The 19,106-nt window shown below is 72.3% G+C and carries 22 protein-coding genes and 1 riboswitch; of the genes, 7 read left to right on the top strand and 15 right to left on the bottom strand.

Annotated elements, in window-relative coordinates; all coding sequences use genetic code 11:
* Nucleotides 1–160: 160 nt before the first annotated feature.
* Together ACGFH9_RS22045 and ACGFH9_RS22040 are read right to left on the bottom strand one after the other, a co-directional pair.
* Entirely contained in the window at nucleotides 161–568 is a 408-nt protein-coding gene (locus ACGFH9_RS22045) for a hypothetical protein (protein WP_393222208.1), read from the bottom strand.
* 136 nt (nucleotides 569–704) lie between these two features.
* Nucleotides 705–848, bottom strand: a complete 144-nt coding sequence (locus tag ACGFH9_RS22040) for a hypothetical protein (RefSeq protein WP_355241199.1) — start codon at nucleotides 846–848, stop codon at nucleotides 705–707.
* A gap of 387 nt (nucleotides 849–1,235) precedes the next feature.
* On the opposite strand from ACGFH9_RS22040, the gene ACGFH9_RS22035 reads away from it, so the two are divergent.
* Nucleotides 1,236–1,598: an STAS domain-containing protein gene (locus ACGFH9_RS22035; RefSeq protein ID WP_355241202.1), complete on the top strand. Its 363-nt coding sequence runs from the start codon at nucleotides 1,236–1,238 to the stop codon at nucleotides 1,596–1,598.
* Between the two features lie 15 nt (nucleotides 1,599–1,613).
* Here the strand turns inward: ACGFH9_RS22035 and ACGFH9_RS22030 are convergent, their stop codons facing one another.
* Nucleotides 1,614–1,790 (bottom strand): hypothetical protein, encoded by a 177-nt coding sequence (locus ACGFH9_RS22030; protein ID WP_393222205.1) that lies wholly within the window; start codon nucleotides 1,788–1,790, stop codon nucleotides 1,614–1,616.
* Between the two features lie 126 nt (nucleotides 1,791–1,916).
* Here ACGFH9_RS22030 and ACGFH9_RS22025 point away from each other — a divergent pair, with 126 nt between their 5' ends.
* Nucleotides 1,917–2,369 (top strand): SRPBCC family protein, encoded by a 453-nt coding sequence (locus ACGFH9_RS22025; protein ID WP_355619649.1) that lies wholly within the window; start codon nucleotides 1,917–1,919, stop codon nucleotides 2,367–2,369.
* Nucleotides 2,370–2,415: 46 nt separating this feature from the next.
* On the opposite strand, the gene ACGFH9_RS22020 is transcribed toward ACGFH9_RS22025, so the two are convergent.
* On the bottom strand, nucleotides 2,416–2,970 hold the full coding sequence (locus ACGFH9_RS22020; RefSeq protein ID WP_393222202.1) for a hypothetical protein: 555 nt from the start codon (nucleotides 2,968–2,970) through the stop codon (nucleotides 2,416–2,418).
* Between the two features lie 90 nt (nucleotides 2,971–3,060).
* Entirely contained in the window at nucleotides 3,061–4,128 is a 1,068-nt protein-coding gene (locus ACGFH9_RS22015; protein WP_393222199.1) for a coiled-coil domain-containing protein, read from the bottom strand.
* 5 nt (nucleotides 4,129–4,133) lie between these two features.
* A riboswitch (cyclic di-AMP (ydaO/yuaA leader) is annotated at nucleotides 4,134–4,264 on the bottom strand.
* Nucleotides 4,265–4,507: 243 nt separating this feature from the next.
* Between ACGFH9_RS22015 and ACGFH9_RS22010 the strand changes: the two genes are divergently transcribed.
* The gene (locus tag ACGFH9_RS22010) at nucleotides 4,508–6,346 is read left to right on the top strand and encodes a GDSL-type esterase/lipase family protein (protein ID WP_393222196.1); all 1,839 of its coding nucleotides are present in this window, start codon (nucleotides 4,508–4,510) and stop codon (nucleotides 6,344–6,346) included.
* Between the two features lie 107 nt (nucleotides 6,347–6,453).
* On the opposite strand, the gene ACGFH9_RS22005 is transcribed toward ACGFH9_RS22010, so the two are convergent.
* The 3 genes from ACGFH9_RS22005 to ACGFH9_RS21995 form a co-directional block, all read right to left on the bottom strand.
* Nucleotides 6,454–7,371 (bottom strand): cation diffusion facilitator family transporter, encoded by a 918-nt coding sequence (locus ACGFH9_RS22005; RefSeq protein WP_393222194.1) that lies wholly within the window; start codon nucleotides 7,369–7,371, stop codon nucleotides 6,454–6,456.
* Nucleotides 7,372–7,478: 107 nt separating this feature from the next.
* The gene (locus ACGFH9_RS22000; protein WP_393222191.1) at nucleotides 7,479–9,596 is read right to left on the bottom strand and encodes a HelD family protein; all 2,118 of its coding nucleotides are present in this window, start codon (nucleotides 9,594–9,596) and stop codon (nucleotides 7,479–7,481) included.
* Between the two features lie 107 nt (nucleotides 9,597–9,703).
* On the bottom strand, nucleotides 9,704–10,681 hold the full coding sequence (locus ACGFH9_RS21995) for an alpha/beta fold hydrolase (protein ID WP_393222188.1): 978 nt from the start codon (nucleotides 10,679–10,681) through the stop codon (nucleotides 9,704–9,706).
* Between the two features lie 147 nt (nucleotides 10,682–10,828).
* Here ACGFH9_RS21995 and ACGFH9_RS21990 point away from each other — a divergent pair, with 147 nt between their 5' ends.
* Nucleotides 10,829–11,449, top strand: a complete 621-nt coding sequence (locus ACGFH9_RS21990; RefSeq protein WP_393222185.1) for a carbonic anhydrase — start codon at nucleotides 10,829–10,831, stop codon at nucleotides 11,447–11,449.
* A gap of 97 nt (nucleotides 11,450–11,546) precedes the next feature.
* On the opposite strand, the gene ACGFH9_RS21985 is transcribed toward ACGFH9_RS21990, so the two are convergent.
* Nucleotides 11,547–11,876: a hypothetical protein gene (locus ACGFH9_RS21985; protein ID WP_266244844.1), complete on the bottom strand. Its 330-nt coding sequence runs from the start codon at nucleotides 11,874–11,876 to the stop codon at nucleotides 11,547–11,549.
* Between the two features lie 307 nt (nucleotides 11,877–12,183).
* Between ACGFH9_RS21985 and ACGFH9_RS21980 the strand changes: the two genes are divergently transcribed.
* Entirely contained in the window at nucleotides 12,184–12,675 is a 492-nt protein-coding gene (locus ACGFH9_RS21980) for a DUF3145 domain-containing protein (RefSeq protein WP_007463525.1), read from the top strand.
* Between the two features lie 95 nt (nucleotides 12,676–12,770).
* Entirely contained in the window at nucleotides 12,771–14,501 is a 1,731-nt protein-coding gene (locus tag ACGFH9_RS21975; protein WP_393222181.1) for a glycoside hydrolase family 3 protein, read from the top strand.
* 23 nt (nucleotides 14,502–14,524) lie between these two features.
* On the opposite strand, the gene ACGFH9_RS21970 is transcribed toward ACGFH9_RS21975, so the two are convergent.
* Together ACGFH9_RS21970 and ACGFH9_RS21965 are read right to left on the bottom strand one after the other, a co-directional pair.
* Nucleotides 14,525–14,818 (bottom strand): DUF1330 domain-containing protein, encoded by a 294-nt coding sequence (locus ACGFH9_RS21970; protein WP_355241234.1) that lies wholly within the window; start codon nucleotides 14,816–14,818, stop codon nucleotides 14,525–14,527.
* A 268-nt stretch (nucleotides 14,819–15,086) separates the two neighbouring features.
* A complete protein-coding gene (locus ACGFH9_RS21965) occupies nucleotides 15,087–15,383 on the bottom strand; it encodes a MarR family winged helix-turn-helix transcriptional regulator (RefSeq protein WP_393222229.1) in 297 nt (98 codons plus the stop codon).
* Between the two features lie 43 nt (nucleotides 15,384–15,426).
* On the opposite strand from ACGFH9_RS21965, the gene ACGFH9_RS21960 reads away from it, so the two are divergent.
* A complete protein-coding gene (locus ACGFH9_RS21960) occupies nucleotides 15,427–15,564 on the top strand; it encodes a hypothetical protein (protein ID WP_393222233.1) in 138 nt (45 codons plus the stop codon).
* A gap of 75 nt (nucleotides 15,565–15,639) precedes the next feature.
* Here the strand turns inward: ACGFH9_RS21960 and fabF are convergent, their stop codons facing one another.
* The 4 genes from fabF to ACGFH9_RS21940 all read right to left on the bottom strand — a co-directional run bounded on the left by fabF (nucleotide 15,640) and on the right by ACGFH9_RS21940 (nucleotide 19,093).
* Nucleotides 15,640–16,866, bottom strand: a complete 1,227-nt coding sequence (gene fabF, locus ACGFH9_RS21955) for a beta-ketoacyl-ACP synthase II (RefSeq protein WP_393222177.1) — start codon at nucleotides 16,864–16,866, stop codon at nucleotides 15,640–15,642.
* Between the two features lie 2 nt (nucleotides 16,867–16,868).
* Complete coding sequence (locus ACGFH9_RS21950; protein WP_007463517.1) at nucleotides 16,869–17,108, bottom strand: acyl carrier protein; 240 nt, start codon at nucleotides 17,106–17,108, stop codon at nucleotides 16,869–16,871.
* Between the two features lie 87 nt (nucleotides 17,109–17,195).
* Complete coding sequence (locus tag ACGFH9_RS21945; protein WP_355241248.1) at nucleotides 17,196–18,140, bottom strand: beta-ketoacyl-ACP synthase III; 945 nt, start codon at nucleotides 18,138–18,140, stop codon at nucleotides 17,196–17,198.
* Nucleotides 18,137–19,093, bottom strand: coding sequence for an ACP S-malonyltransferase (locus tag ACGFH9_RS21940; protein WP_355241251.1), 957 nt, complete (start codon nucleotides 19,091–19,093; stop codon nucleotides 18,137–18,139). The genes ACGFH9_RS21945 and ACGFH9_RS21940 overlap by 4 nt, the downstream gene beginning before the upstream one ends.
* Nucleotides 19,094–19,106: the final 13 nt, after the last annotated feature.

The following is a 19,106-nucleotide window of genomic DNA, read 5'->3' as shown; positions in this document are numbered from 1 at the left end:
CCGTCGCTCGCGGGCCCGTGGTCCGGCCGGATCGGCGCCGCCCCCTCCATTGAGCGTGATGCCTGTGGGTCATCAAGATGACTCACAGGCATCACGCTCATCGTGGTGTCCGCCGTCCGCCGTCCGCCCCTCGGCTCGACCGAGGACCTTGACACACGGCCTAGTCGTCCAGGCCGGCGGGGGAGTTGGGGCGGTCGACGTCGACGAACTCGACGTCGTCCACCGCGCGGTCGTCTCGACTGCCGGCTGCGCGGGCGGCGGAGCCGACGGCCCAGCCGACCGCCGCGCCGACCAGCGCGGCGCCGATCAGCAGCGTCCACGGCAGCGCCGGCTGGCGGCCGGCGAGCGCGTCGAAGGCGCGCGAGGCGCGACGCCGTGCCTCCTCCGCCGCCGAGCCCACCAGGTCACCGGCGCCGTCGGCGAGGTCGCCGCTGCTGCGACGGGCCGACCGCGCGGTGTCCAGGACACTGTCTCCCGCGGAGCTGACGGCGGAGAGCAGTTGCTCCCACGCCTGGTCCGCAATCCGCTCCGGCTTGCTGCGCCGGTCCAGCAGGTTCGTTCCGAACATCGTGGTTACCTCCTCAGGTGCCGAAGCCGCCGGCCACTTCGGACCTCGGCGTCCGTCAGCGCGACACGGTTCGCTGATTCCGCAGTGCCCCAGGCTGGTCCGGCGCAAACCCGGTCCGGCGCACCCTGCGGCCGGGTCAGCGCACCGCCACTGCGGCCACGCCACGTGCAAAGTCGTCGTCATCGTCGTCGTCATCGTCGTCTCCGCCGCCGAAACCGCAGGCCAGTACGAGGGCGAGCAGGAGACCGACGCCGGCCAGCCCGGCCAGTCGCTTGATCATCGAAGGTCCTCTCCGTCACGGTGGGTGCCCCGGCCGATGCTAGACAGCGCCGGCAAGTTACCTGGCCGGGTCGCACCGCGCTGGGCTGTCCGACACGCCGAGCCCAGGGGGGCGGGCGTGCGCGGCGGACGGATGTCGGGCTCGCCCCGCCGCGACCGCTACCCTGGTCCGGCGACGCGTCGGTTCCGACCGATGGTCGACTGATCAGATAACGAAAAGTATTGAATGATCAGATGCCGAAAAGTGGGGATATGGGCGACTTTGTGCGCCCGGATCCGTGAATTGCTCATCCCGAGGGGTGGCGACCGAGGCCGTTGGAGGAATACTCTCGGTCGCGGCCCGCGTACTGATGAGGCGCCCGGGGGACGGGCGGGTGGAGGTGCTCGCGTGAGCCTGTCGATCGTGAAGTCGGTCCTGTCCGGTGGTGTCGTCGAGATCGCCCCACGGGGTGAGATCGACGTCGACACAGCGTACGAGGTTCGTGAGGCGATTGCGGAGGTGCTGGCCAAGAGTCGGCCGCTCCGCATCGAGCTGAACATGAGGCTGGTCACCTTCATCGACTCCGTGGGCATCAGCGCCATGGTCGCCGGCTTCCAGACCGCCGAGGTCAGCGGCGTCAAGCTGGTCGTCACCGAGCCGAGTCGGTTCGTGCACCGTCAGCTCTGGGTGACCGGCCTGCTCGGCCTCTTCGGCGCGCCGGAGCCCTACTTCGCCGGAGCCGCCACCCGCGAGGTGCTTCCCGGCGCCTGAGCGCGGCCACCACCGTCAGGACTGCTCGTCCAGACCGGTCAGGTCCACGTCGGTCACCTCGGTCACCGCACCGAGCGCCAGGTTGTAGACCTCGTGGCGACTCAGGCGCTCATCGGGCACGTCCACGACCTCCTGCCGGGAGTCGTCCCGCCCGTCGTGCACGTACCCGCCGCTGTCGCAAACGCGGACCACGCGTCCCCATCAGCCGACCGTGGTGGGAACGCTGTGCGGATACCGGGGCAACGCACGGTGTCCGTCCGGTTGCCAGCCGGGCGGGGGTACGGGACCATCGTGCGACCAGCGACGTCGGGAGACGGTGTGCTCAGCAGCGATACCTTCAGCTACACCGTCCAGGCCCGCTGCACACGTGCCGAGGCGGCGGCGTTGTTGAGCGACCTGACGCGTCAGGGTGAGCTGCATCCCCTGATCATCCGGGTCCGCGAGGTGGCGCCTCGTCCGGGCGCCCGCGCCAGCTACACGATCAACGACAGGCTGGCGGCCGGCCCGCTGCGCTTTCGCACCACCTACCAGGCGGACGTGCTGGTCAGTGAACTCGACGAGATCGTCACCGTGGCCCGCCAGTGGCCGGCCACCACCGTGCGCAACCACACCCGGCTGCGTGCCGACTCGGACGGGCTGATCCGCATCGACGTCGACATCACCCTGCGTGCGCCGACACCCCTGTTCCGGTACGCCTTCCGCCAGGCCCGGGCCGCCCACCTCGCGCTGGCGGCACGCCTCGCCACGGTCCTCGACACGCACGCGGCATGATCGCGCTCGATCCAGGAAGTAGTGGCCCCGGAGCGGCTCGAGGCCACTACTTCCTGGTTGTTGCCTGACCCGACGCCGCGCCGCCGGCGGGCCGCAGCTGCGCCGCGCCCCGTGCGGGCCGCACCTGCGCCGCGCCGCGCCGGGGTAGGCGTCCCCAGGGTTTGTACGTGGAGAGCACCGTCGCGATGATCATGAGGGTGGTCGACACCGCCGGCGCGATCACCAGGTCGGCGCGGCCACGGGCGGGTAGGGCGGCGCCCAGCGCGCCAGCCTCCCGCAGGTTCGGGGTGAGCAGGAACAGCACCAGTCCGACCATCACCGTCGTGATCACGAGCTTGACCAGCACCCACCGGTAGCGCAGCAGACCCCAGGGAGTGAGCAGGGCGCTGGCGACGCCGACGAGCCAGACGAGCACGCTCAGCGGCGCGAAGAGTGCGGTGCCGACGAGCCTGGCGACCGGGTAGACCACGTTCGGATCGGCGCCGCGTTGTGCCGCGATGCCGAGAGTGAGCAGCACCAGGTCGGTCCCCAGCCAGCCGAGGGACGTGACCAGGTGCAGGGTGAGCATTGCCTTGCGGGTGGCGGGCGCGATTCTCGGCATAGGCGAATGCTCCCGGCCCGACCCGTGGTCGTCGTCCGACCGCCGACGACGTCCGGGGTACGCCCGCTGACGTACGCCGGACGGTCCCGGTCAGTACACCGACAGGTGTACGTGGTTGGTGTGGTCGCTGGAGGGGTCGCCACCCGCCCCGCTGTACGACTTCCAGCCGCTGCTGGGCAGCCAGATCTGGCGGTACCAGATCACGTACAGCACCGCGAGCCGGTCGGCGTTGCGGATGAAGTACGCGGCCAGGTTGTTGCCGTACGTCTTGTCGGCACCGCTGGCGTCCCCGCCGAATCCGCCCTTCGCCGCGGCGAAGTCGCAGGCCCGGCCCTTGGGATGCTCACCGGAGCCGCCGGAGCGGTGACAGGAGACGTAGTGGGTGAAGCCGGCGGCCTTGGCCTGGTTGAGCGCGTGCAGGGTGCGGGGGGTGATGCAGCCGCTGGCCGGGGTGGGGTCGTCGATGCTGCACGACTCGGACGGCCAGGAGCCGTCGGAGTTGCGCGGGGCGGGCTGGGCGTTGGCGGTGGAGGTGCCGCGGTTGGAGCTGGTGTCGGCGGCGGTGGTGCGCGCCTTCGTGGTGGCGACGGTCAGGGCCCGCTCGGCCTGCTCCTTGCGCTTGGCCATCACCTCGACCTGCTTGCGCTGTTCACGGATCTCGCCGTCGAGGGCGACGCGGGTGCGGTTCGCCTCGTCCCTGGTGGTGTGCAGGTCGCGCAGCACCCGGTCCTCGTTGGCGGCCACCACGTCCAGCGCGGCCGCCCGGTCCATGAAGCCCTCGGGAGTGTTGCTGTTCAGCAGGGCCGAGACGGTGCCGAGGCGGCCGGTGCGGTACGCGACGCCGGCGATCTCGCCGACCTTGCCGGTGCGGACGGTCATCTCGGCCTCGGTGGTCTTCAGCTTGACCGCGAGTTGCTGTTGCCGCTGCACTGAGGTGTCCAGGGCGCGCTTCGCGTCCAGGTAGCCCTTGCTGGCCGCATCGAGTTGGGCCCGCAGCGCGGGTGTGCCGCCCTCCTCGTCGCTGTCGGGCGCTGCGGCGGCCCTCAGGCCACCGGGGGGAGCGGCGGTGGCGGCGCCCACCGGGAGCGCGATGCCGAGAGTGACCGTCATGACGATCAGGGCCGCGAGTCGGGCGGCGGGTGGTCGTGCTGGTGCCACTACGCATGTCCTTCCGTCAGCCGCCGACCGGGTTAGCTGACGGGTTCGGGACGGAAGATCCCTACCGCTGACGCGGATGCACCCCAGGAACATGGTTCCCCGGTTCGCCTGTCGGGCGATTAGGCGGCGGCCACCACCGGCGCCGGGAGGCGCCGCCGGGTGGAGGCCGGGACCGAGCTTACCGGTATCCCTGGGGCTGGTTGTAGTCAATGTGACGGAAGGTGTCTCCGTCGCCACCATCGGTCGATCGTCTGCCTCGGGGTCCCTCTCGTGGCTCATGGGTGCTGGGGCGGGCGTCCCGTTTCGGGGACCTCCTGTACTGTGCGCGCTGCCGATAGGGTTTTTTTGTTTGGGCTGAAATGCCAATCGACTTATCAGGATGGATCTAGTAGTGAAGCTTCGCAGATCATTGGTTGTCTCGACGGTTGCCGTGCTCGTCGCGGCCGCCGTCATTCAGCCCGGTACGGCCGGCGCGGCGGCGTCCGCCGGGACCACGGCACCAACCGCAACCGCAGCCGACGGGTGGACCGGTACCTGGTCGACGGCGTACGAGAATGCCGGTGGGGTCTTCCCCGCGCAGACCACGACCCGCCAGATCGTGCGCACGAGCATCGGTGGCACACAGGCCCGGCTTCGGCTGTCCAACGTGTTCAACACCAAGGCGCTGACGCTGCGGGACTTCCACGTGGCGCGTCGGTCCTCCGGCTCGTCGATCGTGTTGTCCACGGACAAGGCGGTGACCTTCGGCGGGCAGTCGTCGGTGACCATCCCGGCCGGCGGCGAGGCGGTCAGCGACCCGGTGTCCTTCCAGGTGCTCGCCGAGTCCGACGTGGCGATCAGCTTCTACGCGCCCACCAGGGCCGAGAACGTCTCCAGCAAGCAGTTCGCCTTCTCCGACCAGTACATGGCCAACGGCAACGTCGTCGGTGCCCAGTCACTGTCGGTGATCCAGCAGTTCTCCAGCTACTTCATCGTCTCCGACCTGGAGGTGATCAACAGTGCCGCGACGGGCGCGGTGGTCACCCTGGGCGCGTCGATCACCGAGGGGCACAGCTCGTCCTACAACACCAACCACCGGTACCCGAACCTGCTGGCGGCCCGCCTCAACGCGTCCGGCCGCACCGTGGGTGTGCTCAACGAGGGCATCGCGGGCAACCAGCTCCTGGGTGTCGGGACCGGGCCGAGCGCGCTGGACCGCTTCGACCGGGACGTTCTCGGTCGCTCGGGCGTACGGTCCGTGATCTTCGCGGACAACCCGATCAATGATCTGGCCAACGGCGCGCCGACCGGCACCCAACTGATCAACGGACTCCGGCAGCTCATCGCCAAGGCTCACGGCGCCGGCGTCGCCTTCTACTGCGCCACGCTGACCCCGTTCGAGGGTCACTGGTCCTGGACCGCGTCCGACGAGACCGCGCGCAGCGCGTACAACACCTTCGTCCGTAGCTCGGGTTCCGGTTGCGACGCGTACGTCGACTTCGACGCCGCCACCCACGACCCGTCCGCACCGACGAAGTTCCGGTCGGACATGGACTCGGGCGACCACCTGCACCCCAACGACCTGGGTATGGAGGCGATGGCGAACAGCATCCCGCTCACCCTGTTCGGTGCCGGCGCGCCGGTTCCGACGCCGCTCACCCTGGCCCAGGCGGTCAACAACGTGGCGGTCTCCGCCGATGCCGACACCAACCCGGCGGACTTCGACGGCGGCGGCGCGAGCTTCTCCGCCGAGGCTCTGGCGACTGCCAAGCTGGCCCGCGGTGGGACTGTCACCCTCAACGGTGTCAAGCTCACGTGGCCGTCGAGCGCCGGTACCGGCCAGCTGGACAACGTCATCGCCACCGGCCAGACCGTCACGGTGTCCGGTTCCGGTAACACTCTCGCGTTCCTCTTCGCGGCGGCTCACGGCCAGGCCTCCGGCACCGGCACGATCACGTACACCGACGGCACGACGCAGGCGTTCACCCTGACGTCGCCGGACTGGTTCGTGACCGCGACACCCGCCGCGCCCACCACGTTGGTGGCCGCTGCCGCCTACCAGAACCGGCAGGGCAACACGCGGTACGACGGCCCGAGCGGGGTGTTCGGTGTCACCGTGCCGTTGGCTTCGGGCAAGACCGTCGCCCGGGTGAAGTTGCCGGCTGCGGGCGTCGCTCCCGTCCAGGCGGGGACGCCCACCCTGCACATCTTCGCCGCCGCTGTCGGTACGCGTTCCTGACCGCGCCACCGCCCTCTTGGTGGGGCGGCATCGCCGGGGTCACCGTCCCTGCCTCGCGCGGGGCGGTGACCCCGGCGCTGCCCTGTCGTGGCTGACCGTGGACGACCTCACCACTCGACGGAGCCGCAGACGCCCGGGGCTGCCCCGGGCTCGATCTGCAACGTGGCGTGCTCGATGCGGAAGTCGTCCCGCAGGGCGGTACGCGCCGCGGTGAGCACCGCGCCGACCTCCGCGCCGGGCGCCATGGTCAGGTGCGCGGAGGCCACCTCCATGCCGGAGGTGAGCGTCCAGACGTGCAGGTCGTGCACCTCGACCACGCCGGGCACCGCGGCCAGTCGGTCGTGCACGGCGGTGACCTGGAGGTGTTCCGGGGCTGCCTGCACCAGGATGCGGACGGCGGCGCGCCCGAGCCGCCAGGTGCGCGGCAGGATGAACACCCCGATGGCGACCGCGACCAGCGGGTCGGCCCACCACCAGTCGGTGACCGCGATGAGCAGGGCCGCACCGATCACGCCGATGGAGCCGAGCAGGTCGCCCAGTACCTCCAGGTAGGCGCCCTGCAGGTTGATGCTCTCCCGCGCGCCGGTGCGCAGCAGCGCGAACGCGATCACGTTCGCGAGCAGTCCGAGGACGGCCACCACGAGCATCGGGCCGCTCAGCACCTCGTGCGGGTTCCCGAACCGGCCGATCGCCTCGATCACCACGTAGACCGCGACGCCGGAGAGCAGGACGGCGTTGGCCAGGGCGGCGAGCACTTCGAGGCGGTAGAGCCCGAACGTGCGTTGCGGATCGCCGGTGGCCCGTCGGGTGGCGGTGATCGCGGCGAGCGCCATCCCGATGCCGAGCACGTCGGTGAACATGTGCCCGGCGTCGGAGAGCAGGGCCAGTGAGCCGCTGTGGAAGGCGGCGACGGCCTCGATGACCATCAGGGCGGCGAGCAGTCCGAAGGCGGCCCAGAGCCGTCCCCGATGCTGGTGGGCGGCGTTGGCGACCGACCCGTGGTGGTGGTCATGACCTGCTCCCACGAAACCCACCCTCCGACGCCGCCCGGGACCGGGTCAAATGTATGCTCACATCGCTATGTGTGCAAGTGTAGGGACGGGCCCGCCCACGGACACCGCCAATGCGACACTCAGGCGGTCGGGTCGACGGTGGTGAGCCGCTGGGTGGCACGGGAGAGCGCCACGTAGAGCGTGCGCACACCGGAGCCCGGATCGGCCCGGATCTCGCTCGGAGCGACCAGCACGACCCCGTCGTACTCCATGCCCTTGGCCTCCAGGCTGGTCACCACCTGGAGGCGCGTCGCGGCGAGCGCGCCGAGCCAGCCGGCGACCTCGTCGCGGCGGGTGACCGGCGTGATCACGCCGACCGTGCCGTCGACCTCGGCCAGCAGGCCGGTGGCCGCCTCCACCACCGCGGCCTCGAGCCCGGCGGGCGGCACCACCAGCTCGACCGGGTCGACCCCGGTGGAGCGGACGGCGCTCGGCAGGGACAGGTCCGGATAGAGCCGACGGATCTCCGCCGCGGCCACCGCGAAGATCTCGGACGAGTTGCGGTAGTTGGTGGTGAGCGTGAACTCGTGCCGCGCGCGCCGGCCCAGCGCCTGGTCGCGGGCCCGGGTCAGCTCCTCGGGGTCGCCGGTCCACGCGGTCTGCGCCGGATCTCCCACCACCGTCCACGAGGCCAGGCGTCCCCGCCGGCCGATCATCCGCCACTGCATCGGCGAGACGTCCTGCGCCTCGTCGACCACCACGTGTGCGTACTCGCGGTAGTCCTCCGGCCGCTCCCGGGCCGCCGCCCGCGCCGCCTGCTGGCGGTCGGCGGCGGTGCTCAGCTCACGGACGCCGCCCGCGAGCTGGAACGGGTCGCGCCGGGCCCGCGCCGGCTTCACCGGCTTACCGAGCAGCGCGTCCAGCTCGTCGAGCAGCGCCACGTCCGCGATGGTCAGGCCCGCGGTCTCCAGACTCTGGTACGCCGTGCCGAGCAGCCGGATCTCCGCGCCGGAGAGGATCCCGCCGGCGTACCGGCGCAGCCGATCCGGTCGGGCCAGCCAGCCGAGAACGTGTCGGGGGTGCAGGCGTGGCCACCACGCCTTGAGGAACTCCCGGAACTCCGGCCGCTCGGCGATCTCGCCCTCGAAGGCCCGCTGCTCGGGCAGCCGGCCGATGTTCAGCCGACGTGCCTGCGCCCACAGCGCGGCGAAGACGCCGTCGAAGCCGGCGCGACGGACCTCGTTGCGCCGGGCGCCCCGGTGCAGCGCACGGTCCCGGATGGCGTCCAGCTCCCGGCGGTCCAGCCGCAGCAGCCCTCCCCGGTAGAGCAGCCGCAGCTCACCCGGTGCTCCCGGCGCCGCGTCGCGGGCCGCCCGCTCCAGGACCCGGCGCATCCGCAGCGAGCCCTTCACGGCCGCCACCTCGGGCGGATCGGTGCGGGTGGCCGTCATCCCCGGAAACAGGGTGCCCAGCGAGTGCAGGGTCGCCGTCTCCTCGCCGAGGGACGGCAGCACCGAGGCGATGTACTCGACGAAGACGGTCGACGGCCCGACCACCAGGATGCCGCCGCCGGCGTACCGGCTGCGGTCGGAGTAGAGCAGGAAAGCCGCCCGGTGCAGGGCGACAGCCGTCTTGCCGGTGCCCGGGCCGCCCGCGACGATCGTCACACCGGAGCCGGGCGACCGGATCGCCTCGTCCTGCTCACGCTGGATGGTCGCCACGATGTCACGCATGCCCCGGCCGGTGGCCCGGGAGAGGGTGGCCAGCAGCGCGCCGTCACCCACCACCGTCATCCCCTCCTCGGCGGCGTCCGGGTCCAGCAGGTCGTCCTCGATCCGGGTGACCCGCTCACGCTGGGACTGGATCGTGCGGCGGCGCACCACGCCCAGCGGCTGCGCGGGGGTGGCCTGGTAGAACGCGGAGGCGGCCGGCGCCCGCCAGTCGACGACGAGCGTGGTGGCATCGTCGTCGCGGATGCCGAGCCGCCCGACGTGCAGCACCTGCCGGTCGCGCAGGTCCAGGCGGCCGAAGACCAGCCCCTCGTGCTCGGCGTCCAGGGTGTGCCGCCGCCGTGCGGCGTGGAAGACCATCGCGTCGCGCTCGACCAGCGCGCCGAACGTGCCCACCCGCGCCATCCGGTAGCCGTCCCGCTCTGCGCGCACCGCCGACTGCCGCAGCTCGGCCAGTCGGGCGTACACCCGGTCGAGGTGCCGTTGTTCGACGGCGATCTCCTGCTCCAGGGCGGTCTGGTCGGTCAACGCACGCTCCTTAGATGTCGCCGGCAAGCGGCGAGAACCGCGCGGGCCAACCGCAGAAGGGTACGGCCCCCGGCCCGGCCCGCCGCGCCCGAGGTGCGCGGACGTGCTCAGCGACCCGCAGCGACGGCGCCCGCGTCGAGCCCGCGCGGCGACGGCGTGGCACTCGCGTCGCGTCCGTGTGGCCCCGACCGGGCCACCACCTGACCCAGGACCCCGGTCAGCGCGGCGTTCACCTCGTCCGGACGTTCCAACATCAGCATGTGCCCCGCGCCCGGGCAGACGGTCAGCTCGGTCGCCGGCAGGGCGGCGGCGATCGACTCGGCGCACGGCGGCGGGGTCAGCCGGTCCCGGTCACCCACCAGGGCGGCGGCCGGCAGGTGGCCGAGGGCGGTGAGCGTGTCCAGCCGGTGCTGGGCGCCGATCGAGGCCCGGAAACCGCCGATCGAACGCAGCGAGGCGCGGGCCACCGCCGAGGTGACCAGGCGGATGTCGGACGGGTCGCAACGGTCGCCGAAGAGCATCCACCGGATGCTCGGTTGCAGCGCGTTCAGCAGCGCCCGGGGCGCCCGCCACGAACCGCACCGGGCCAGTACGCCGGCGCCTGTCGTCTCGGCGAGCCGGATCAGCCGGGCGATGCGCGGCGAGAGCCCGTACACGGTGTGCGTGTGCCCCTCGGCGGTGGTGGAGACGAAGACCAGGCCCGCCGTACGGGCGGCGAAGTGCGCCCGGTGGCGGTGCGCGTACTCCATGATCGTCATGCCACCCATCGAGTGCCCCACCAGGACCACCCGGCCACTTGGCGCGACCGCGTCGAGGACGGCGGCCAGGTCGTCACCGAGCTGGGCCAGGGTGGCCGTGAGCAGCGGCATGCAGCTCGACCGGCCGTGGCCCCGCGCATCGTAGGTGACCACCCGCACCGCGTCGCCGAACGACGACGTGAGCGCGGCGAGCTGCCGGTGCCAACTCCGCCCGTCCAACGTCCAGCCGTGCAGCAGGACGGCCGTGACCGGGGCGTCCACCGGCCCGGTGGTCTCGACGTGCAGTCGTACGCCGTCGGGCATACCGACCTCGAACCGCTCCGGCATCGCCACCTCCCAGGGCCGCCCAGGCATCACCGGCACCGGGGTACCCGGCGGTAACACGGGCTACCCGTCACGACGCCACGCCAATCGCGCCGGAGCGAAATTCCCGACGCCACCCGCGGTCGTCGGCGGCGCGCCAAGCTGAACGGCATGAGGGTGGCGGGGCAGGGGCGGCAGGCCGGCGGCACGCCTCGCGCCGCGCTCGCCGAACTGCTCTCCGGCAACCGGCGGTTCGTCAGCGGCCAACCCGTGCACGGCCACGACGTCACCGCCGCGGCCGCCGCCTCCGGCGACCAGCAGCCGTACGCGGTGGTCCTCGGCTGCATCGACTCGCGCGTGCCGCTGGAAGCGATCTTCGACCAGACCTTCGGCGCGATCTGCGTGATCCGCACCGGTGGGCACGTGCTCGACCGCGCGGTGCGCGGCTCCATCGAGTACGTGGTCGGCCAGTTGGGCGTACCGCTGGTGCTGGTGCTCGGCCACGAGCGCTGCGGGGCGGTGGGCGCTGCGGTGGACGCGCTGCGTACGGGGGAGCGGCCCGGCGGCTCGCTGGCCCACCTGGTCGACGAGATCGCTCCGGCGGTCACCGAGGTGGGGCTCGACGATCCGGCGGTGCATCAGCTGTCGATCCGCCGGCACGTCCGCCGTACGGTCCACACACTGCGCGAGGACGACCTGTTGGCCGGGCCGGTGGCCGCCGGCCGGGTGGCTGTGGTCGGCGGCCTGTACGACCTGAGCACCGGCGAGGTCGCCCTGCTCGACCCGGCCTAGGGCCTGCCCTGGGACCCGGACGCTGGGACCCGCACGCGAAACCGCCCGCCGGGAACTCCCGGCGGGCGGTCTGCTGGTGCTGTGGTGGGGGAGGGGCTCAGCCCTCGAAGACGCCGGCCGCGACCAGACGCTTCTCGGTGGCCTCCCAGCCGTCGTTCGGGTGAACGGTGGCCAGGTTGTTGATCTCCGCCCGGATCTTGGCGGCGTGGCCGGCGGCGGCCAGCACCCGGATCTCCTCGACGAAGGCGTCGGAGTCGGTGCGCAGGTGCGCGGTCTTGCCGTTGGTCAGGTTACGCACGTAGGCGTGCTTGCCGCCGTTGAGCGGGATGAGGTACTTGAACTCGCCCAGCACGCTGAGGGCGCCACCCTGGCCAGCCTGGCCGGCCCGGACGGACGCGCGCGCGGTCTTAGAGGTGTTGCTCGCCACGGAGGTACTCCTTGCAAGACGTACGGGAGGACTGGACGTCCGGGGGCTGTGTGCGGGTGACACGGGGTCGACCCGCAAAGGTGTAACGCGGCAGAAGCCGCCGATGGAACTGTACAGGACCACGACATCAGGCTGGTCGTCGCGGTGTCCTGAGAGGCAACGGAGACCACCCGTCCGGCTATTCCGGGAGGCGTTTTTTCCGATTCCCTGGCGCACCATCCGTCACACGAGTCATCATGTGTTGCAGCAACCACTCGGGTGAACGAGGTCGTAGGGGAAGACGCACCTCGCTCTCCGGGAGGTCACCGTGCCAACGCGTGGCGTCGTATACGTCCACTCGACCCCGCTCGCCGTGTGCTCGCACGTCGAGTGGGCGATCGCGCGCGTCCTAGCCGCGCCGGTCAACCTGCAGTGGACGGCTCAGCCCGTCGACCCCGGCGCTCGCCGGGCCGAGTGCGGGTGGACCGGCCGTCCGGGGACGGGCGCCGAGCTGGCTGCTGCCCTCCGGCAGTGGCCCATGATCCGTTTCGAGGTCACCGAGGAGCCGAGTCCCGGCGCCGACGGTGAGCGCTTCATGTACGTGCCTGCCCGGGGTCTGTTCCGGGCCACCGTCGGCGCGGCCGGTGACATCCAGCTCGGTGAGGACCGGCTACGGGCCCTGATGGCCTCCGCCCGGGCCCCGGAGGCGTTGTCGCACGCCCTCGACAAGGCGCTCGGCACGGCATGGGATGCTGACCTGGAGCCCTACCGGTACGCCGGGGACGGCGCGCCGGTGACGTTGCTCACCCGGGTCGGCTGAGGTGGGTCCTTCCACGCTGTCCACCTCGGCATCCCGGCACCCCCACGGCGGCGACCGGTAAGGTCAAGTTGCCCCGATAAGGGGGAACTGGTGGGATGGGCGACGTGCCGATTCGCCCGCGACACACCGCCGTCGCCGTCGCCGCCCTGACCGCCCTGCTCGTGTCCGGCTGCTCGGGCACCCCGGACCCCGCCCCGACGCCCGGCCCGACCGGCGTCTCGGCGACTCCGAGCGCCCCCGCCTCGCCCCCCACCGACGACCCGGCCGCCCGGGCCGCCGCGCTGGTCGCGACGCTCTCCGACGAGGACCTGGTCGGGCAGGTGCTGATGCCGTACGCCTATGGCGACTCCGCCACGAAGGTCTCGACCGGCTCGGCGGCCGGCAACCAGGCGCTCGCCGGTGTCGACACCCCCGCGGAGATGATCGCCAAGTACCGCCTCGGCGGGTTGATCCTGGTCGGCTTCAGCGCCGACGACCCCACCAAGGGCAACCAGGAGACCACGAACGTTGAGAACCCGAAGCAGGTCCACGACCTGACCACCGGGCTGCGCGGCGCAGCCGGGCGGCTGGCCGCCGGCCCGGCGCCCTTCCTGATCGGCACCGACCAGGAGTACGGCGTGGTCACCCGCGTCACCGACGGGGTCACCATCCTGCCCAGCGCCCTCGCCGCTGGCGCGGCCGGCGACCCGAAGCTGACCGAGGCCGCCTGGCGGGCCGCCGGCGCCGAACTCGCCGCGATGGGCATCAACATCGACTTCGCCCCGGTGGCCGACGTGCTGGCCACCCGCAGCACGGTCATCGGCTCGCGGTCGTTCGGCGCCGACCCGAAGATCGCCGCCGCGCAGGTGGGCGGCGCGGTCCGGGGTCTACAGGCCAGCGGCGTCGCGGCGACCCTGAAGCACTTCCCGGGGCACGGCCACAGCGCGGACGACTCGCACAAGGACCTGCCGGTGCTCACCCAGTCCGCAGCGGCGTTGCAGAGTGGCGCGTGGCCGCCGTTCAGCGCCGGGTTCGAGGCCGGCGCGATGGCCGTGATGTCCGGCCACCTCGACGCGCGGGCCATCGACCCAGGCACCCCGGCGACCTTCTCGCACAAGCTGCTCACCGACGTCCTGCGCGGTCAGCTCGGCTTCAAGGGCGTGGTGATCACCGACGGGATGAACATGCCGCCGGCAAAGCGGTGGGCGCCTGGCGAGGCCGCCGTCCGGGCGTTGAAGGCCGGCAACGACCTGATCCTCATGACCCCGAACGTCGGCCAGGCGTACGACGGGCTGCTCGCTGCCCTTCGTGACGGGTCACTGCCCCGGGCCCGGCTCGTCGACGCGGTCACCCGGGTGTTGACCATGAAGTTCCGGCTGGCGGCGGTCCCGACCGAGCCGATGTCCACGCTCAACACCCCGGCCCACCGGGCGGCGGCGGACGCGCTGGCCGCCGGAGCGGTCACCGTGCTGCGCGGTGCCTGCGGCGGCGCGGTACGCGGGCCCGTCACCGTCACCTCCTCCGGAGGGCGGGACGGCACCCGGGCCGCGCTCACCGCCGCGCTGACGGCGGCCGGCGTGACCGTGAAGCCCAGCGGCGGGACGGTGGTGCACCTGGTCGGCTACGGGGACGGCGAGAAGGACCTGAGCGCTGCCGCGGCGGTCACCGTCGCCATGGACACCCCGTACGTGCTGGCCAAAGCCAAGTCGCCGACGCTGCTGGCGACGTACTCCTCCAGCCGGGCATCGATGACCGCGCTCGCCGCCGTGCTGGCCGGCAAGGCCCGCCCGGGCGGCCGGTCACCGGTGGCCGTGTCCGGCCTGCCCGCCACCACCTGCACGAGCTGACACACGGGCACGCCGGACGTCGGTCAGTCGCTGCCCTCGACGATGCGGAAGTCGCGCTCGACACCGTCGGAGAGGACGGCCAGCGCCTCCTGGTAGGCCGCGCTGTCGTGCGCCGCGACGGCCTGCTCGAAGCTGTCGAATTCGATCAGGACGGTGCGCTCGGCGATCCCGGCGTCGTACGCGGCGACCCGACCGCCACGGACGAGGACCCGCCCGCCCCCGGCCGCGACGGCCGCAGCGGCCAGCTCGTTGTAGGCGGCCAGCTTGTCGGGGTCGGAGATGGTGCGGTAGGCGCTGACCCAGTAGCCCTTGGGCACGTGGCCCGCCGGTCCTGGGCCGGCTCCGAGCCGGCCCAGGACCGGCGTGGCGACGGCACCGCTGAGCAGCGCGACGGTCAGCGTTTACTGCGCGCTGCCGAGCGAGACGTGCAACGACGTCGCCACGCTGGTGATGAGTGGCGTCCCGAGGCTGGCGACCGCCGCCACGACCAGAGCGATGAACAGCAGAGCGGGGACCAGCGCAGCCGCGCCTCGGAACGCGTCTGCGGAAACGCCTCCACCGCGACCTCGTCGGCCGGCTGCCCGGTCACTGCTGCGGCCCCTCGCGGTCCTGGTTCTCGAGCTCGGCCAGATGCGTCAGCGCCGGAAGGGCCGCCACCAGCGCCTCGACCTCGTCGCCGGTCAGCTCGCCGATCAACCGCTCGAACGCGTGGACGCCCGCCTGGCGTCGCGTCCGGACATAGGCGGCGCCGGCCTTGGTCAGACACACCAACGTGACCCGCCTGTCGGACGCGTCGCCCCGCCGCTCGACCAGGCCGGACACCTCCATCACCCGGACCAGGGTCGTCATCGCGGGCTGGGTGATGCCCTCGACCGCGGCCAGATCGGTGATGCGCCGTGGGCCGGTCCGGTCCAGGGTGGCCAGGGTGGCGGCGGACGCCCGAGCGGCGGAGTTCCTCGCCGAGGTCGACGACGACCCGCAGCTCGTGATGGCCCGCTGGACGGGCAACTACCGCCACGGCAACGAGCGCACCGCCCGACAGCACCCCCGCAACCGGGGCTGAGCACACGAAAAGGGCCCCCTCGCGTGCGGGGCCCCTTTCGCTGACCTGCGGATCGGCCGTCTCACGGCCGCTGTCTCACGGCCGGGCGAAGACCAGAGCCACGTTGTGGCCGCCGAAACCGAACGCGTTGTTCAGCGCGGCGGGGATCTCCATGTGGCGTGGCTTGTGCGCGGCGACCTCCAGGCTCAGCCCGGGCTCCGGGTCGTCCAGGTTGATCGTCGGAGGCACGACGCCGTCACGGATGGCCAGGATCGTGGCGATCGACTCCAACGCGCCGGCAGCGCCGAGCAGGTGGCCGGTCATCGACTTCGTCGCCGCCAGCACCGGGTGGTCGCCGAGCGCCTTGTGCAGCGCGCCGATCTCCAGCATGTCGCCGACCGGGGTCGACGTGGCGTGCGCGTTGACGTGCACGATGTCCTGCTTCGCGATGTCCGCGTCCGCGATGGCCCTGGCGATGGCCCGGATGGCGCCCTCACCCTCGGCGTGCGGCTGCACGATGTCGTACGCGTCGGAGGTGATGCCGGCGCCCGCGAGGCGTGCGTACACCCGGGCGCCCCGTGCCGCGGCGTGGTCGGCCCGCTCCAGCACCACGATGCCCGCGCCCTCACCGAGGACGAAGCCGTCGCGGCCGGTGTCCCACGGACGGGAGGCGCGTTCCGGGTCGTCGTTACGGGTCGACATGGCCCGCATCGAGCTGAACCCGGCGATCGGCAGCGGGTGGATGACCGCCTCGGTGCCGCCGGCCACCACCACGTCGGCCCGGCCGGCGCGGATGATGTCCAGGCCGAGTGCGATCGCCTCCGCGCCGGTCGCGCAGGCGCTGGCCACCGTGTGCACGCCGGCCTTGGCGCCCAGCTCCAACCCGACCCAGGCGGCCGGACCGTTGGGCATCAGCATCGGGATCGTGTGCGGGGAGACCCGCCGCGGCCCGGACGCCTCCAGGATGTCGTCCTGGGCGAGCAGGGTGGTGGCGCCGCCGATACCGGAGCCGACGCTGACCGCCAGGCGTTCCCCGTCCAGGCCGGCATCCGCCAGACCGGCGTCCGCCCAGGCCTGCTGCGCCGCGATGAGCGCGATCGCCTCGGAGCGGTCCAGCCGGCGCAGGCGGACCCGGTCCAGCACCTCGGACGGCTCCACGGCCAGTTGGGCGGCGATCCGGACCGGCAGTTGCGCGGCCCACTCCTGGGTGAGAGCACTCACCCCGGAGCGGCCGGCGAGCATGGCGTCCCAGGTCGACGCGACGTCCCCGCCAAGCGGGGTCGTCGCGCCGAGCCCGGTGACGACGACGTCAGGACGACTCATGATCAGGACTGCGCCTCAATGAAGCTGACGGCGTCCCCGACGGTCTTGAGGTTCTGGACCTCGTTGTCCGGGATCTTGACGCCGAACTTCTCCTCGGCGGCCACCACGACCTCCACCATGGAGAGCGAGTCGACATCGAGGTCGTCGGTGAAGGACTTCCCCTCGGCCACGTCGTCCGGGTTCACCCCGGCAACCTCTTCGAGGATCTCGGCGAGGCCGGTGGTGATCTCGTCACGGGTCATTGCGGTTGGTTCCTCTCATAGGGGGTTCTCCGGCGGCCGGCCTCGCCGACCGCCGCTCCTTCAGCGCGTACGCGCCTCAAGGGGGCTTCAGGGGCAGCGGACGACCTGACCGGCGTAGGTCAGGCCACCGCCGAAGCCGAACAGCAGGACCGGTGCGCCCGAGGGCACCTCCCGCCGCTCGACGAGCTTGGACAGGGCCAGCGGCACGCTCGCCGCCGAGGTGTTGCCCGACTCGACGATGTCCTTCGCGATGATCGCGTTGGGGATGTTGAGCCGCTTGGCGATGCCGTCGATGATCCGGGAATTGGCCTGGTGCGGCACGAACGCGGCCAGCTCCGACGGGTCGACCCCGGCCCGCTCGCACGCCTGGAGCGCGAGCGGCGCCAGCGCGGTGGTGGCCCAGCGGAAGACCGCCTGCCCCTCCTGCTGGATGTACGGGCGCCAGCCCTCGATGCGTACCGCGTCGCTCTTGTCCGGCACCGAGCCCCAGACCACCGGGCCGATTCCGGCCGGCTCGTCGTCGGCGGTGGCGGAGACCACCGCGGCACCGGCCCCGTCCGCGAAGATGATGCAGGTGGAGCGGTCGGTCCAGTCGGTGAAGTCGGACAGCTTCTCCGCACCGATGACGATCGCGTTGCGCGACGCACCGGCCCGGATGGCGTGGTCGACGGTGCCCAGCGCGTACGCGAAGCCCGAGCAGGCGGTGTTGACGTCGAACGCGCCCGGGGCGCCGATGCCCAGCTTGGCGGCGACCCGGCAGGCCACGTTGGGGCTCCGGTCGATGGAGGAGCACGTGGCGACCACGACCAGGTCGATGTCGGCGGCGCTGAGCCCGGAGTTGGCCAGGGCCTTGCCGGCGGCCGCGGCGGCCATGTCGGCCACCGTCTCGCTGTCGGCGATCCGCCGGGTAGCGATGCCCACCCGGTCGCGGATCCACTCGTCGTTGGTGTCCACGAGCTGGGCGATGTCGTCGTTGGTCACCACCCGGGATGGCTGGTAGTGCCCCATCGAGACGATGCGACTGCCGGTCATGAGTGTCCTCCGATGGGGGCGAGCGGTTGGCCCGCAGTGCCGTGGCGGGCGATCAGGTCCCGTGCGGCCGGCAGGTCGTCCGGGGTGTTGAGGGTGACGATCTCCGGCGCGCCGTCGCCCCTGAGCTCGCGCTTGACCAGACCGGCGAGGGTGCCGGCCGGCGGCAGCTCGATCACGCCGGTCACTCCGTGCTCGGCCAGGGCCCGCATGCACAGGTCCCAGCGCACCGGGGCGGTGACCTGGCGGACCAGCCGCCGCACCAGCTCGTCGCCGTCGGTGACGGCGGTGCCGTCGAGGTTCGACAGCAGGACCCGGGCCGGGTCGACGGGGGCGATCCCGGCGGCGACGGTGCCCAGCGCGGTCTCGGCCGGAGCCATGTACGGGGTGTGGAAGGCGCCGGCCACCTGGAGTCGGATGACGCGGGTCTTCGCCGGTGGCGCGGCGGCGAACGCGTCCAGCCCGTCCAGCGCGCCGGCGGCGACGATCTGGCCCGCGCCGTTGCGGTTGGCCGGGTGTAGTCCGTTGGCGTCGATCGCGGCCAGCACCTCGTCCGGGTCGCCGCCGAGCACGGCCGCCATCCCGGTCGGCTCCAACGCGCACGCGGCGGCCATCTCCCGGCCGCGAATCCCGGCGAGGGTGATCGCGGCCTCGGCCGACAGCACCCCGGCGACCGCGGCGGCTCCCAGCTCGCCGACGCTGTGCCCGACGGTGAGCGCCACGTCGTCCAGCGGCAGGTGCTCGGCGGCGAGCAGCGCCGCCGCGACCAGCAGCGGCTGGGTACGGGCAGTGTCCTTGATCTCGTCGGCGTCGGCGGCGGTGCCCAGGTGCACCAGATCCACGCCCGCCAGCGCCGACCACCAGCGCAGTCGCGCTTCGGTGCCGGTCAGGTCGAGCCAGGGAGTGAGAAAGCCGGGCTTCTGCGAACCCTGGCCGGGACTAAGTACGGCGAGCACGCCTATGACTCTC

This window comes from Micromonospora sp. NPDC049102, assembly GCF_043197485.1.
Classification (GTDB): domain Bacteria; phylum Actinomycetota; class Actinomycetes; order Mycobacteriales; family Micromonosporaceae; genus Micromonospora.
This window is presented reverse-complemented; position numbering and strand designations above follow the sequence as displayed.

Coding starts and splice junctions, on each gene's coding strand:
- ACGFH9_RS22045 (WP_393222208.1), bottom strand. CDS start 568: ATGTTCGGAACGAACCTGCTGGACCGGCGCAGCAAGCCGGAGCGGATT.
- ACGFH9_RS22040 (WP_355241199.1), bottom strand. CDS start 848: ATGATCAAGCGACTGGCCGGGCTGGCCGGCGTCGGTCTCCTGCTCGCC.
- ACGFH9_RS22020 (WP_393222202.1), bottom strand. CDS start 2,970: ATGCCGAGAATCGCGCCCGCCACCCGCAAGGCAATGCTCACCCTGCAC.
- ACGFH9_RS22010 (WP_393222196.1), top strand. CDS start 4,508: ATGGATCTAGTAGTGAAGCTTCGCAGATCATTGGTTGTCTCGACGGTT.
- ACGFH9_RS21995 (WP_393222188.1), bottom strand. CDS start 10,681: ATGCCGGAGCGGTTCGAGGTCGGTATGCCCGACGGCGTACGACTGCAC.
- ACGFH9_RS21990 (WP_393222185.1), top strand. CDS start 10,829: ATGAGGGTGGCGGGGCAGGGGCGGCAGGCCGGCGGCACGCCTCGCGCC.
- ACGFH9_RS21975 (WP_393222181.1), top strand. CDS start 12,771: ATGGGCGACGTGCCGATTCGCCCGCGACACACCGCCGTCGCCGTCGCC.
- fabF (WP_393222177.1), bottom strand. CDS start 16,866: ATGAGTCGTCCTGACGTCGTCGTCACCGGGCTCGGCGCGACGACCCCG.
- ACGFH9_RS21950 (WP_007463517.1), bottom strand. CDS start 17,108: ATGACCCGTGACGAGATCACCACCGGCCTCGCCGAGATCCTCGAAGAG.
- ACGFH9_RS21945 (WP_355241248.1), bottom strand. CDS start 18,140: ATGACCGGCAGTCGCATCGTCTCGATGGGGCACTACCAGCCATCCCGG.